Below are 14,657 nucleotides of genomic sequence, written 5' to 3'. Positions count from 1 at the left end.
ATACGCCTCCTTTCTATTTATACTAACCAGTCCAACCCTTCTAAAAACTGAAGAATATCTTCATAAAGCTGCTCTTTTTCAACATCCAGCGTGATGATATGTCCAGATTTCTCATACCACTTGATATCTTTTTGGTTGGACGCTGCCTGTTCATATATATATTCTGCACTGCCCGGGCCAACAATTTGATCATGTCTGGCCTGCACTACGAAGAGAGGAGCATAGATCATATCCACCTGACTTTTCACATCAGCGTTCAATTCACCCAGGAGATCCAACATATGCCTCGGCTTATCGGTAAATTCTCTCATTTCCTGTTCAATTTGATCTTTGGATTTCCCCTCAAATTGTTTGTACTCCTTTGCATATTGGAGAACTTCCTGATAAAGAACCTCTTCATCTTTTATATAGGTGGGGGCACACATCGGCACGATTCCTTTTACAGGTACAGTGTAGCCCAATTTAAGGGAAAATACTCCGCCAAGGGATAAGCCGGCTACGGCGATCTCTTGATAGCCCTCTTCCTTTAAGCAATTGTAACCGTCCATCACATCCTTCCACCAGTCATCCGGACCGGTTTTCACCAGCTCTTCCGGCGGGACGCCGTGACCTTTATAAAGAGGGGCATGGCATGTATACCCATTTTTCTCAAGAAATCTTCCCAGCATTCGTACATCGGCTGTATTTCCTGTAAAACCGTGAAGAAGAAGCACTGCACGCTCTCCTGCTTTAAATGTAAAAGGCTCTGGTGTTTTGATTTTCATTCGATCGATCCCCTTTATGTACAATCCTTCAAGTTATGTATTACCCTATTTTAATCAAACTATAGCCGGACAATCCAACGATATCCTTTTTTTAATAAAATTCCTAACCTTACCTTGCATAAAACCTAAGGGATATAGCAGAAGTTAGTAAACCGGCTTATATGAGACAGTAAGAAAATATATATTCATTCTGGTTATTTAGATAAATGTACGGAAAGGCTCAATAAATCCTGTGGAAAGATGAAACTGTTAAGGATTTTTCTTAAGTAACAGAACAGTGTACCTATTGGTACAACATCGCGGAAATGTCAGTTGTTTCAGTTCACGTGATTTTAGTAATATCGTCCAACCGTTCACATATGATTGATTAATAAATCGACCATTGAGGAGGTCCTGTTATTGAATATGGAGGAAGCGTCATTTGATAGCCGTACATGCCCCAACCCCAATTGCCAATGTGGAACAAGGTGTTCCTGTGGCACCCAGTGTACTTGCGGTTATCGGACGATTGACCCTGCAAAAGAATTTATTATAGCAGCCATTGAGGAAATGCGTGTTTGGGTCATTCTTATGTCTGAGCACGCTAAGTTTATACGAATGGGGTTAGACCCAAATCCTTTACAAGAAGAATTCTTTCGCATGGCTGATCAATTTGCTGTCCAATTGGAACAACTACACCACACCATTCTTCAAACCTCTTATAACTCATCAAGCCAAATCTTAATCCAGCTCAGGGAGCAGACTATTCATAAAGTAAATCAATTGATCCGGTTTAAAAAACAGCTTTTGGAGTTAACGCAACAATGCCAGGCATTAGCTATTCTGCCTGATATCCTGGAAGATCATATCCGCAGAGAAGCAGACCGTTTCGTGGGTACACTGGAGCGCTCAAAGGGCCATATGACCAAAAGCCGTAAACAGCTGGGGATTCCTAATGGTGAAGTAATGGCCTCGACTGTTCCACGGTTCCTATACCACCGATTATCCAAAGAAGAGCTGTATAAGGTAGCGATTGAGGAAATTTTGTTTTTCTCCCAAGTAAATTCAGAGCATGCTCACCATCTATCCATGACGTTTCGGCCCGGGGTCCAAGAGAAGTATCGCCAAACGGCGTTAATGTTTCAGGAGGATTTTGCCGGCCAATTGGCACAAGCCGAAGAAGTAAATCAGGCCGGTACAGGAATAGAGAATCTTCTTCGGAATAGTTACAAACTATCCTCCTCGTTTGATCAATATTTAAGAGGGTTACTTTCTGAAATAACGACCTGTACCATTCCGACCAAGCAAACAAATTTCCCGCCATTACTGGCAGACCATATGCATAGAGAAACTGTTTATTACATGGATATTTTAGATAGATTGAAAAGGTAATTTGCAACACTCGGACCGATAAAAGAGCTCTAAAAGAACTTTTAAACAGTATAATTCTCTTCATATAGGTGAAACACCACCATGTCATTGGATGTTATCAATATAATATTGAATGACATCATTAAGTACGTATTGAATTAAGGAATAGTTAAACGCGGGAACGCAGAGTTTCCGGAGAAAAACGTGAGGAAATAATTAATCGTGTTTTATCCCTTATAGCTGGATAAGTACTTATCATTTGTTTGCCAGGCAACTCACTAAGGTATAACTCAGCCTTAAATCTTTAACCTCAAACCATCGCCCAATCGTCTGTTGACCGGCAATTGTCGGGAGGCAGTCAAATAACGCGAATAGTCCATATTTTAATAGTCTGACTCCTTATTTAATGACGAAAGGACATAACATATGAGTATAAAAAAATATGTCATGTCCTTAAATTATTTACCTTGTTTATTTCAGGTCTTGTTTACTGCTTATACTTCAAAGAAAGCTACAGCGACCGTAAGCAAGAAGAAGAGCACTGCCAACACAACCGTAATCCGATGAAGTATCAGATCCATACCGCGCGCTTTTTGCTTGCCAAACAATTGCTCGGCTCCGCCGGAAATGGCTCCGGACAGGCCGGCACTTTTACCGGATTGTAATAATACCACAATAATGAGAGCGATGGAATCAATAATCAATAACGTAATGGCTAACGCATGCACTGAAAAAACACACCTCCAGGCCCTTAACAATAATTTAAATGTAGCATAACAGGCCCCTTGAAGACAAGGGGCCCGTAAAATTTGTTTCACACTGGCCCAATGATCGAGCCAGCAAAGAAAATGTCTGATCCCGCAGTACAATTTTTTAAGAAGCCTCTCAGCTTGTCACAAAGCTGCATCAAGGATGACCAAAGCATGACCTTCAGATGTTTGGCTGCAGACCTGCCTGCACAAACCAGGCAGTCTCCGATTGTCTTTTATTTGATATTATAGAAAGCAGCCAGCCCAGGATAAATGGCTGTGTCTCCCAGTGTATCTTCAATGCGAAGCAATTGATTATACTTGGCCACCCGATCGGTTCTGGACGGAGCACCTGTTTTTATTTGTCCTGCATTTGCAGCCACTGCAATATCCGCAATCGTATGGTCTTCTGTTTCGCCGGAACGGTGAGAAATAACTGCTGTATAGCCAGCACGCTTAGCCATTTCAATGGCATCGAAGGTTTCTGTCAATGTACCTATTTGGTTCACTTTGATTAAAATTGAATTGCCTACACCCTGCTCGATTCCTTGGGCAAGCTTTTTCGTATTTGTAACGAACAGGTCATCGCCCACAAGCTGAACTTTAGAGCCAATCCGTTCCGTCAGCAATTTATGGCCTTCCCAGTCATTTTCATCCAACCCGTCTTCAATAGAAATAATCGGGTATTTGTTGACAAGCTCTTCATACCAGTTGACCATTTCTTCAGAAGTTCTGACAACCCCTTCACCGCTTAAATGGTATTTGCCGTCTTCCTTGTTATACAATTCGGAAGAAGCCACATCCATCGCAAGCTTGACTTCCTCGCCAGGCTTGTATCCTGCTTTAGTAATGGCAGCCATTAAAGTTTCCAGGGCTTCTTCATTGGATTTTAAATTGGGGGCAAACCCGCCTTCGTCACCCACCGCTGTATTCAACCCTTGTTCCTTCAATACAGCTTTCAAACTATGAAATATTTCTGCGCCTGCGCGAAGAGCTTCTTTAAAGCTTTTGGCCCCGACAGGCATTACCATGAATTCTTGAATATCTACATTGTTATCGGCATGCTCTCCGCCGTTTAAAATATTCATCATAGGAACAGGAAGCTGCTTGGAATTAAATCCGCCCAGATATTGATAAAGCTCAAGATCAAGCAAATCTGCTGCTGCATGAGCCACTGCCATGGATACACCCAAAATGGCATTCGCACCCAGTTTCCCTTTATTATCTGTTCCATCCAATTCAATCATTGCACGGTCGATTCCAACCTGGTCTGTCACGTCCATGCCGATAATCTCTTCAGCAATCACTTCGTTCACGTGATCAACGGCTTGCTGAACCCCTTTGCCCAAATACCGGCCTTGATCTCCATCTCGAAGTTCTACTGCTTCATATTCTCCGGTTGATGCACCGCTCGGAACCAGTGCACGCCCAAATCCTCCTGATTCCGTAATCACTTCAACTTCGACTGTCGGATTTCCTCGTGAATCCAATACTTCGCGTGCATATACATTTGCAATGAAAGGCATTGTCATCTCTCTCCTTAAGTTAATGTCAGTTCAGAGTACTGCAAAGCATGATTACTTTTTAATTAAGCTGCTTCCAGTCATTTCATCGGGCTTTTCCACCTGAAGCAAATCAAGCATGGTCGGCGCAAGATCCGCAAGGATGCCGCCTTCCCTCAAATGAATGCCCTGCTTTGTAACAATGACCGGAACAGGATTCGTTGTGTGTGCCGTCATGGGAGCCCCATCAAGCGTAACCACTTCATCAGAGTTTCCATGATCGGCTGTAATGATCGCTGTTCCGCCTTTATCCAAAATTAAATCTACCACTCTTCCCAAGCATTCATCCACAGTTTCGATTGCTTGAATCGTTGGCTCCAGCATCCCGGAATGTCCGACCATATCCGGGTTGGCATAGTTTAATATGATGGCATCGAACCGGTCCTTTTCAATTTGCTCACATAGGGCATCGGTTACCTCATATGCACTCATTTCCGGTTTTAAATCATATGTCGCCACTTTTGGTGAATCAATCAAAATCCGCTCTTCACCGGGAAATTCGTCCTCTTTTCCTCCGCTCATAAAAAATGTCACATGAGGGTATTTTTCGGTTTCAGCTATTCTTAACTGTGTCAATCCCGCCTTAGAAATGACTTCACCAAGCGTCTGGTCCAGATTGACCGTCTTAAAAGCGACATAGCCGTCTACAGTTTCTGAAAAATGGGTCATACAGACAAAGTGCAAATTTTTGGGCCGGTTCTCTCCTCTGTCAAAGCCATGAAATTCAACATTTGTAAAGACGTTGGAGATCTGAATGGCGCGGTCCGGACGAAAATTATAAAAGATTACAGCATCCCCGCTTTCAATTACAGCATTGGGCTTTCCGTCTTCATCCGTGATTACCGAAGGCAGCATGAATTCATCAAAAATGCCATGAGCATAGGAGTCTTCTACCATCTCCATGGGATCGGAATAAAGCGGTCCTTCTCCAAACGCCATCGCGCGATACGCTTTTTCAACACGGTCCCAGCGTTTGTCCCGGTCCATGGAATAAAACCTGCCGGATATGGTAGCAAATTTTCCTATGCCATATTCTCGAATCTTTTGCTGAGCTTCTCTAATATATTTCCCGGCTGTTTTCGGGCCTACATCCCTGCCATCCAAAATGGCATGAATATAGACTTCCTCTACGTCTTGTTCAGCTGCCAGTTTCAATAAAGCGAACATATGATTAATATGGCTGTGAACACCGCCGTCAGAGAGCAGTCCCATAACATGCAGCTTTGTTTTATTCTCTTTTACATGGCGAATGGCATCCAAAAATGTTTCATTTTTCTCGAAATCACCATTGCGTATGGCGAGGTTCACCCTCGTTAAGCTTTGGTAGACAATTCTGCCGGCACCAATATTTAAATGCCCTACTTCGGAATTGCCCATTTGTCCTTCAGGGAGGCCGACCGCTTCACCGCATGCTGTTAATTGGGTATGCGGATACGTATCCCAAAACCGGTCAAAATTTGGTTTGACAGCCTGTGCTACCGCATTTCCCTTTTGTTCATCCCTTAAAGCAAAACCGTCAAGGATAATCAAGGCTGTCGGTGATTTACTCATGGACGGTCGCCTCCAGAAGTGACAGGAATGAATCAGGCTTAAGACTTGCCCCTCCGACAAGCGCTCCATCGATATTCGGACAGTCCATGAATTCCCGGATATTCTCAGGTTTGACACTGCCGCCGTATTGAATTCTTACGGAGTCAGCTGCATCTTTAGAAAATTGATTTTTAACGGTTTGACGGATCTGGCTGCACACTTCTTCTGCGCCTTCCGCCGTTGAGGATTTTCCTGTCCCAATTGCCCAAATCGGTTCATAAGCAATGACCACTTGTTTGGCCTGCTCTTCCGTCAGTCCTTGGAGGGCTTTGGATACCTGACTTTCAACATGCCGATTGGTTTCTCCCTTATTCCGCTGTTCCAGCGACTCCCCCACACAGACAATGGGAGTCAAGCCAAACTGAAAAGCGGACAACACTTTCTTATTTACCGCTTCATCCGTTTCGTTATACCATTCCCTCCGTTCAGAATGACCCAGAATTACATAGGAAACCCCAATCCCTTTTAGGGCAGCCGGGCTGATTTCACCGGTGTAGGCGCCTTTTTCTTCATAATGCATGGTTTGAGCACCAATTTTTATATGATATCCGTCCACACCTCTCACCAGACGATCCAAAAACAGGAAGGGAGCACAGATGACTGTTTCGACCTGGCCATTTGAGGGCACAAGACCTTTCACTTTATCAGAAAAATCCAAAGCTTCCTCCATTGTTTTATGCATTTTCCAATTACCTGCAATAATCGGTTTTCTCATCCCGTTTCATCCTTTCAAACTGTACAGGTGCCGATATCATCTTTCATCAAGTGCGGCAATTCCCGGAAGGTCCTTGCCTTCCATAAACTCAAGGGACGCGCCTCCCCCGGTGGAAATATGGTCCATTTGGCCGGAAAGTTTAAAGTGCTCAACGGCTCTTGCTGAGTCTCCTCCGCCGATAATTGAATATGTATCTTCTGCATCTGCCAATGCTTGTGCCACAGCCTTTGTACCTTGTGCAAATGGCTCCATTTCAAACACGCCCATCGGACCGTTCCAAATGACAAGCTTTGATTCTTTAATGACGCCGGCATATAAATCTGATGTTTTCGGCCCGATATCCAAGGCAAGCCATCCTTCCGGAATGCTGTCGATATCCACTTTTTGTACATTTGCACTCTCAGAAAAAGCATCTGCAACAACTGCATCGATAGGCAAGTAAAACTTTACACCTTTTTGTTCTGCTTTTTTCATAAAACTTTTTGCCAGCTCAATTTTATCTTCTTCCAATAAGGAATCTCCAATTTCATAGCCCTGAGCTTTGACAAAAGTAAAGGCAAGGCCGCCTCCAATAATCAGATTATCCACCTTATCCAGCAGATTATCGATTACGCCAATTTTATCTTTTACTTTCGCACCGCCGATAATGGCCGTAAATGGTCTTTGCGGCTGTGACAAAGCGCTGCCCAGCACTTCCAGTTCCTTCTCTATTAAAAAGCCTGCAGCAGACGGAAGATGCCCTGCAACTCCTTCTGTTGAAACGTGGGCACGGTGTGCTGTTCCAAATGCATCATTGACGTACAGATCCGCAAGCTCTGCAAACTCCTTTGCCAAGTTTGCATCATTCTTTTCCTCGCCTGGATGAAATCTGACATTTTCCATAAGAAGAATATCTCCTTCTTGCAGCTCGGACACCTGTTTTTTCACGTCCTCACCAATCACTTCTTCAGAGTAACGGACTTCTTTATTTAACAGCTCTTCCAGTTTCTTTGCAACCGGACCAAGTCTGAGTTCTTCGACAACCTGTCCTTTGGGCCTCCCCATATGGCTGGCTAAAATGACCTTAGCCCCATGTTCAGCCAAGTAGCGGATGGTGGGCAAAGCCGCCCGGATTCTTGTATCATCAGCAATGGTCCCTTCATACATCGGAACATTGAAGTCCACTCGGCAAAAAACTTTCTTTCCTGTTACATCCAGATCCTTGATAGATTTCTTCTTCACTGGGTAAGCCTCCTCCTACACGCAGAAAATAAGAGAGTGGGCTTTAATCCCGCTCCCTTTCTACACCCCTCTATATTATAGATGCCAACGTATGAATTATCCAATACCAAATCTGATTTTTTGACTATAAACCTCTTTTTTTGATATAAACAGCCAGATCCATTAAACGGCGTGCGTATCCACTTTCATTATCGTACCAAGCCAATACCTTTATCATTTGATCTTCCAATACCATGGTCGACAATGCATCAATTGTTGATGAATGCGGGTTTCCGATGTAGTCCCTGGAAACGAGCGGTTTTTCGCAATATCCCAATATTCCTTTTAACTCTCCCTCAGCTGCCGCACGGAGTGCCTCATTTACTTCATCAGCTGTCACATGTTTTTCCAATTCAGCAACAAGATCAATCACGGATACATTTGGTACAGGAACACGGATCGCCATGCCATTCAGTTTTCCACTTAGTTCCGGAAGTACTTTAGATACAGCTTTTGCTGCTCCTGTCGTTGTCGGAACAATAGATTCCGCAGCTGCTCGCGCACGGCGGTAATCCTTATGGGGAAAATCGAGTAGCTGCTGATCGGTTGTATACGAGTGGACCGTCGTGAGCATACCGCGCCTGATGCCAAACTTGTCATTCAAAACTTTCGCTATGGGTGCAAGCCCATTAGTCGTACACGAGGCGTTGGAAACAATATGGTCGGTATCCGGTTGATATTTCTCTTCATTGACCCCGATCACAACCGTGATATCTTCATCAACAGCCGGGGCGGAAATGATCACTTTCTTTGCTCCTGCTTTCAAATGTTTCGCTGCTTCGTTTTTCTTTTTAAACCGTCCGGTTGACTCGATCACAACTTCTACACCAAGTTTATCCCAAGGAATTCCTGCAGGATCCTTTTCCTTGAATACCCTTACTTTTTTTCCGCCTGCAAAAATAACCTCATCTTCTACTGTCACTTTCTCCTGGAGTGTCCCGTGTATAGAATCAAATTGAAGCAAATGGGCCAGCACGTCAGCGTCCGCTAAATCATTAACAGCCACAATGTCTATTTCAGGATTTCGGAGCGCTGAACGAAAAGCATTTCTTCCAATTCTGCCGAAACCATTGATCCCTACTCGTACAGGCATTTTCTAACCCTCCCTATCTACAGGTTGACTCTTTCCAATTCCTGAAAGCCTGTCTTTCCATTATTTTATTCATCCATTGTCAATCCATACTTAGATGATGAAGTCTTTCTCAAAAAGGATAAGGACAGTAAGGTTTGTGAAATAATTATAGGGTGGACTGATGCAGAAAGATCCTTTTACCAGGCATAAAAAATACCCGCTGTTGTTTCAACAGCGGGCATCTGCTCCATCCTGATTCAGATATGTCTTAATATATTCTTCCAGTACCATTAAATCAATCTTTCCGTATTGAATAATTTCTCCATCTATTTCCACAACAGGAATCATCAATCCAAATCTTTCTGTCCATTCCTCGTTTGTATCAATATCTCTTTCTACGATCTCAAAAGGATAATCTTCTTGCAGCAGCTCGACCAGTAACTTTCCTTCCCGGCAAAGCTCGCATTGATTTCTTGTATAATAATAGACTTTCATACTTGTCTCCGTTTCCTATTCGTACCGTTTGCGTTTTGTCGATGAAGGGATCCGAAGCTGTTCCCGATATTTGGCAACCGTCCTTCTTGACAAGGTCAGACCCTCTTCTTTTAATTTATTTGCAATAGCCTGATCAGATAGCGGCTTTCTTTTATCCTCCTGATCTATAAGGCTTTGAATCAAGCTTTTCGCCTGGGCTGCCGACGCTTGCTCGCCATCGCTTGAAGCATTGGACTGCAAGGCTTGTGAAAAGAATTTTTTCAGCTCATGTGTTCCATTGGGCGTTTGAATATATTTCCCCCTGATTGCACGGCTGACAGTGGATTCGTGCATTTCAATTTTTTCCGCTACATCCCTTAACGTCAATGGTTTGAGATATTGGGGGCCTTTTAAGAAGAAGTCCTGCTGTTCTTCAATAATAGCCATGCCTACTTTCATCAGGGTTTGTTTCCTCTGCTCAATGCTGCGGACAATCCAGCGGTAGTCCTGGCGTTTATCATTTAAGTATTGTTTGACTTGATGGTCGCCTACCCTGGACATTTCATTATAATAATCGGATTGGTATTGGACCGCCGGCAAATGGCTTTCAAACAGCTGAAGCTCCAATTTACCATCAACAATTTCTAAAATTAAATCCGGAACGACATACTGCGGACGTTCATTATCAAAAGGCGTACCCGGGCGGGGATCTAATGATGTAATGTAATCCGCTGCCTGCTGAATTTCCTTCAGACTTACGGAAAGCTGTTCAGACAGGAATTTCCATTTTTTCTCTGCAAATTCAGTGAAGTAGTCCTTCAGCAGCCTGACGGCCAAAGGAGGAGCGTCCCCTCTTCTTTCCACTTGAAGAATAAGACATTCCTGAAGGGATCGTGCAGCTACTCCAGCTGGTTCCAGGCTCTGGATAAGCTTGAGGATCTCTTCTGCTTCTCCGGTCGACGTACCGCATACAGTGGCTGCTTCCTCTACCGATATGGTTAAATAACCGTTTGAATCTAAGTTATATATATATTGTTCCACCAACTTTTCTTGAAAACCGGACAGCGCTTTCATCATCAGCTGAGAAAAGAGGTGGTCTGCTAGTCCTTCATTGGTATCTGCCATCTGCTCCAGCCATTTTTTTTGATCATTTTCCGGATTGGTTACTTTTCTTTTCCTCACTCTGTCATAGCGGGGATCTACAGATCGAATGATCGGTGATTCAAGCTGGATAAGCGGATTTTCCATTTCTTTCATTTCAAGAAACGCTGTCAATTCCTGGGCGGTGTATTGCAAAATCGTAATCGCCTGCTGCAACTCCTGGGTCATCGTCAGGTTTAACGTTTGCTTCTGCAACAAAGCTGGTTCCAGTTTCATTGATCCTCTCCCCCCCCCTGCTATTTTACTATATTAACACATAATCGTATAGGACATTTGATAATTTACGACAATTACCATATCCAGGACAACGTACTTAGGTAAGTTTCCCAAAATATGATACGCCTATTTTGTCGGTTTCTGGGTTGTTGTCCACCCCGTAGACGCTCGTCCTGCATACTATTTACTATAACGCAAAGAAGAAGGAGGTTTTGTCATGAGACATTACAAACCATGCGGTTGTTACGGAAAATGCCACTGCGGATATCCGAAGGCTAAACCTGCACAACAGCTGCCTGCCAAAACAATGCCTGCTCAAATCAGCCCAACGAAACAGCTTCAAGAGTATACGGGCCAAGATGTTTATATTCCGGTTGTACACCCCTCCCATACTACACAGGTGAACCATACAACATACAAATATATGCATTCCTATCCGCACACAACATCTGTTGTCAATTCAGTATCTGAAGAACATTATTGCGTTTGTCCTCCAATGAAGCATCACTGCGGCTGTAAACCAAAAAGACCGAGACCTTGGTAGACAGTAGCACAAACAAGAAGAGGTCAGCCTTTAGGGCACTCGGTATTTTCCAAAAAATGGACCTTAAGATGCATTGAGTGCCGCCAATCTATACGATACACTTAGTATAAGGTCAAATGCTGACCTTATACCCCCTTTTTATTGATAGTGAAAACCTTTCTTCAAAGGTTTTCTTTTTTTTGGCATGTCAAGGAACTTTTAAATAAAAAAATAAAAACACCCCTATAGGGTGTACTGAAGGCATGTTCATTTAGAGGATATAAAAAAGCATCATTAATAGAAAAAAGAGGATTCCTGATTTACGAAACACTTTTCTCACCCTCACATTCTTTTGAGTCATGCATAGTGTACGTATACTCGTAATCATACTCTTCCCCGGTCCATTCATACAGCGGGTCTTCATAGATAACAAAGGCGCAGGATTCTTCTTTATCGAGCTTGGAGCAGCGGTTGGACATACTAAAGAGACGTGTAAACACTTTTCAACCTCCTTCTTGTACTATGCTCCTTCTTGTACTATGCCCAATATACCAGTCACATATGAATGGAGTATGAAATTATCGTAAACATTCTATAAATAAAGAGTTTTTTGTTTCCTGCACATTTGGATATACCACAAAGTTTAGAGAGATTTCCCCGGAAGATAATTCACCAGGAACGTAAATTCCAAAGAAAGCAGCGGAGACTTTTATCCAGTTGTATTCAGCGCTTTTTTATATCATTTCACCAACCACAGCTTCTCTAAACACCACATTGGAAAAAATATTTACAAACGTTCATACATTAATAGTTTTGATTATACCTTCCTCCGTCTTTTTCCAGTCATTTCTTCTTATAAATGAAAAGAACATCAGGCATGTCTGCTATACAGTCTTCGGAAAATACCTGATGGTTTATAATCTTTAAAGGATGAATAGAGTTTAGCTTACAAAATCAACAGAGGGGGCATCGGTTATATATTAAAAAATCCTCTCTTCTAAATAGAAAACAGTAGTCTTGGGCAGGAATGTTTTCTTACTAAGTAAAAGACCATTCTTATGTCATACTGACATGGCTGAAAAAGGTGCATTGATTTTAAGTGAATTTTTTTAATGATTTTAGCAGGCATAAGAAAAACTGCGATGATTCATTTAGAAGAATTTACTTGAGATACATGTTTGAATACTACTGGATATCTATATCAGGACTCAAACATATGTAGAGGTTTGACACTGCAAAAGAGTCTCGAGCGCGGCCATCATAATAAGGCCCGGACTGCGCCCGGGCTGGTCATTTCTAAATCATTAGTCACCAAGCTCTCTGCAGCGGCAAATGAATCGATCACGATCACGATCTCGATCACGCTCGCAGTGATGATCACAACCATCCCAATCCCATACTTCCACGCATCTGCAAATAAACCTTTCACGTCTCCGCCGTCTGTCTCTTTCTCCTCCTACAAAGTCATCTCCATAACACATGTTCATCTCTCCTATTCATTATTTTGCCGGCCGGCTTGTTACTAATATATTAAAGAGGAATAAATCTGATTGGATAGAACGTCTGGTAGAAATGAGGATTTTCATTCAAAGAAGGACGGTGTGGGATAGATAAACATGCAGACTGCGTATAAACCTCTATGGTTCTCTTCTTTTTTTCTATTCACATCAATAATATATTGACATACCCCCTGTGCTTGTTGCCTGCCATTGAACGCCCTCCCCCTTTTGAGGGAGCTTTGTCCAAGCCAGGGGAGGCTGATTAAAATAGATTATCTTTAATCGTTTAATTTTATTTAAGGGAGTGTAAAACTTGTGTAAAAGCACTTATTATAAAGAAATTTTTAGATATACTGTATATAACCTTTAAAGGCTAAAGGCTGCTAGTACCCCTGGATACTACCTCCATCGTATCCAGGGGGCTTTTTTTATTTCTTACAGCAAATGTAAGTGGTATATGAACTGCCTTTGTTTTTATTCAAAAACTGCATCTGGATTCCGTTTTTTCTGTCAAGATGACGTATCTGAAAATAGACTGTCCAGAATTTTATGGTCACAGATCATCAAAACCACAGTTTTGTTCCGCAGGTGTCTGTCCCAATGATAGTAAGGTCTTAGATCAAACGCTCGCGGTTTAGACAAGACAAATAAAATAACAACGACAGGCCCACTCTGTGAATAAAGATGACACTTTACAGTTGAAAAATGGAAAAAATAGCTTCATATTAGAAATAAATGGGTGAGGTATCAATAATGGGCGTATACATTCGATGGGTGAAGGGGTAAAGATGCAGGGGCTAAAAACATGATATTACAGGAACAATCTTCCCGATACAACTCCTTACATGTTCAGGGCATACTCATGAATCCATCATGTGGGAAGCAGGAAGTTCTGACCTTATCTATATTCCCAGCAGTTTAGGGATAACCGACAAACCATGTATTAATCAGTCCCTCCACAGCAAAAAAATAATGAATGTATGCAGTGATGGCAACGTATTATAGAGGGTATAGATCAGGCAGCCAACAGGCGGTCAATCATTAAAAAAGCACCAACAAATGTTGATGCTGTAAGGTTTAAGCGCCCTCGGCAGACGTTTAAAATATATAATAATCGTTAATATATCAACGTTTCCTTGAATCTATGTGTAAAATATGTGTAAAATAAATTTCAGGTCAAATATTGTACCATTTTATCAATGGGGTTCTTTACGAGCCCCTTTCTGTAACCATCTGCGAAATCGCCATATACAGTCTCCAATATGCTATCCAGCAGGAAGGCATCCTGCCTGCGTATCCCGAAGCAAAATTTACCCCCTTCAATACGACGGTAATCCAGACGTGCCTTAATTATACAAAGCCCCGATTTCTTAAAACATATATCCCTTACTTTATCACTGTGATACAAATTTATGACAGCCAAAGTTAATTCCTGAACTGTTAGCAAACAGTAATCACGAAGCCACATTTCCAGAGCTTTAAGAGTTCCGGTACGTTCGTTTAGTTGCACATGAAAAATCAGAAAAATTAATTACAGTTATAGGACGTAACCTATTTACAATCAACTCTTTACCTGAGTTTTCTAGACAATATCCTTAATGTGATCATCATAACTGCTTCCTTCAGTAACTTTTGGTGAAACGTTAGTATCAAGTATTCTGTTTGCAATTAACAAGATGCAGGGTATATAGTGAGAATTGCGGACAGATTGAGCCAGCAGTA

The 14,657-nt window shown here is 42.4% G+C and carries 13 protein-coding genes; 2 read left to right on the top strand and 11 right to left on the bottom strand.

The annotated features are described in order from the left end of the window. Window positions 1-17: 17 nt before the first annotated feature. The gene (locus tag ACFSCZ_RS18100) at window positions 18-764 is read right to left on the bottom strand and encodes an alpha/beta hydrolase (protein ID WP_380776009.1); all 747 of its coding nucleotides are present in this window, start codon (window positions 762-764) and stop codon (window positions 18-20) included. A gap of 405 nt (window positions 765-1,169) precedes the next feature. Between ACFSCZ_RS18100 and ACFSCZ_RS18095 the strand changes: the two genes are divergently transcribed. After that, entirely contained in the window at window positions 1,170-2,135 is a 966-nt protein-coding gene (locus ACFSCZ_RS18095; protein ID WP_380776261.1) for a DUF2935 domain-containing protein, read from the top strand. A gap of 473 nt (window positions 2,136-2,608) precedes the next feature. Here ACFSCZ_RS18095 and secG read toward each other — a convergent pair whose 3' ends face one another. From secG to rpoN, 8 genes are all read right to left on the bottom strand, one after another. Next, the gene (gene secG, locus ACFSCZ_RS18090; RefSeq protein WP_380776006.1) at window positions 2,609-2,842 is read right to left on the bottom strand and encodes a preprotein translocase subunit SecG; all 234 of its coding nucleotides are present in this window, start codon (window positions 2,840-2,842) and stop codon (window positions 2,609-2,611) included. Window positions 2,843-3,099: 257 nt separating this feature from the next. Then, the gene (eno, locus tag ACFSCZ_RS18085) at window positions 3,100-4,389 is read right to left on the bottom strand and encodes a phosphopyruvate hydratase (protein ID WP_380776003.1); all 1,290 of its coding nucleotides are present in this window, start codon (window positions 4,387-4,389) and stop codon (window positions 3,100-3,102) included. A gap of 51 nt (window positions 4,390-4,440) precedes the next feature. After that, entirely contained in the window at window positions 4,441-5,976 is a 1,536-nt protein-coding gene (gene gpmI / locus ACFSCZ_RS18080) for a 2,3-bisphosphoglycerate-independent phosphoglycerate mutase (RefSeq protein ID WP_380775999.1), read from the bottom strand. Further along, window positions 5,969-6,730 carry a triose-phosphate isomerase gene (tpiA, locus tag ACFSCZ_RS18075; RefSeq protein WP_380775996.1) on the bottom strand — a complete coding sequence of 254 codons (762 nt, stop codon included), beginning with the start codon at window positions 6,728-6,730 and terminating at the stop codon, window positions 5,969-5,971. The genes gpmI and tpiA overlap by 8 nt, the downstream gene beginning before the upstream one ends. A gap of 36 nt (window positions 6,731-6,766) precedes the next feature. After that, window positions 6,767-7,951: a phosphoglycerate kinase gene (locus ACFSCZ_RS18070; protein WP_380775993.1), complete on the bottom strand. Its 1,185-nt coding sequence runs from the start codon at window positions 7,949-7,951 to the stop codon at window positions 6,767-6,769. A gap of 124 nt (window positions 7,952-8,075) precedes the next feature. Next, window positions 8,076-9,083: a type I glyceraldehyde-3-phosphate dehydrogenase gene (gap, locus tag ACFSCZ_RS18065; RefSeq protein ID WP_380775990.1), complete on the bottom strand. Its 1,008-nt coding sequence runs from the start codon at window positions 9,081-9,083 to the stop codon at window positions 8,076-8,078. A 207-nt stretch (window positions 9,084-9,290) separates the two neighbouring features. Then, window positions 9,291-9,557 carry a glutaredoxin family protein gene (locus ACFSCZ_RS18060; RefSeq protein ID WP_380775987.1) on the bottom strand — a complete coding sequence of 89 codons (267 nt, stop codon included), beginning with the start codon at window positions 9,555-9,557 and terminating at the stop codon, window positions 9,291-9,293. A 15-nt stretch (window positions 9,558-9,572) separates the two neighbouring features. Next, complete coding sequence (rpoN, locus tag ACFSCZ_RS18055; protein ID WP_380775984.1) at window positions 9,573-10,913, bottom strand: RNA polymerase factor sigma-54; 1,341 nt, start codon at window positions 10,911-10,913, stop codon at window positions 9,573-9,575. 217 nt (window positions 10,914-11,130) lie between these two features. On the opposite strand from rpoN, the gene ACFSCZ_RS18050 reads away from it, so the two are divergent. Continuing rightward, on the top strand, window positions 11,131-11,457 hold the full coding sequence (locus tag ACFSCZ_RS18050) for a CotD family spore coat protein (protein ID WP_380775981.1): 327 nt from the start codon (window positions 11,131-11,133) through the stop codon (window positions 11,455-11,457). Between the two features lie 299 nt (window positions 11,458-11,756). Here ACFSCZ_RS18050 and ACFSCZ_RS18045 read toward each other — a convergent pair whose 3' ends face one another. Then, on the bottom strand, window positions 11,757-11,936 hold the full coding sequence (locus ACFSCZ_RS18045; protein WP_380775978.1) for a hypothetical protein: 180 nt from the start codon (window positions 11,934-11,936) through the stop codon (window positions 11,757-11,759). Window positions 11,937-12,694: 758 nt separating this feature from the next. Then, entirely contained in the window at window positions 12,695-12,865 is a 171-nt protein-coding gene (locus ACFSCZ_RS18040) for a hypothetical protein (protein ID WP_380775976.1), read from the bottom strand. Window positions 12,866-14,657: the final 1,792 nt, after the last annotated feature.

The organism is Siminovitchia sediminis (assembly GCF_042680885.1).
Taxonomy (GTDB): Bacteria; Bacillota; Bacilli; order Bacillales; family Bacillaceae_C; genus Siminovitchia; species Siminovitchia sediminis.
This window is presented reverse-complemented; position numbering and strand designations above follow the sequence as displayed.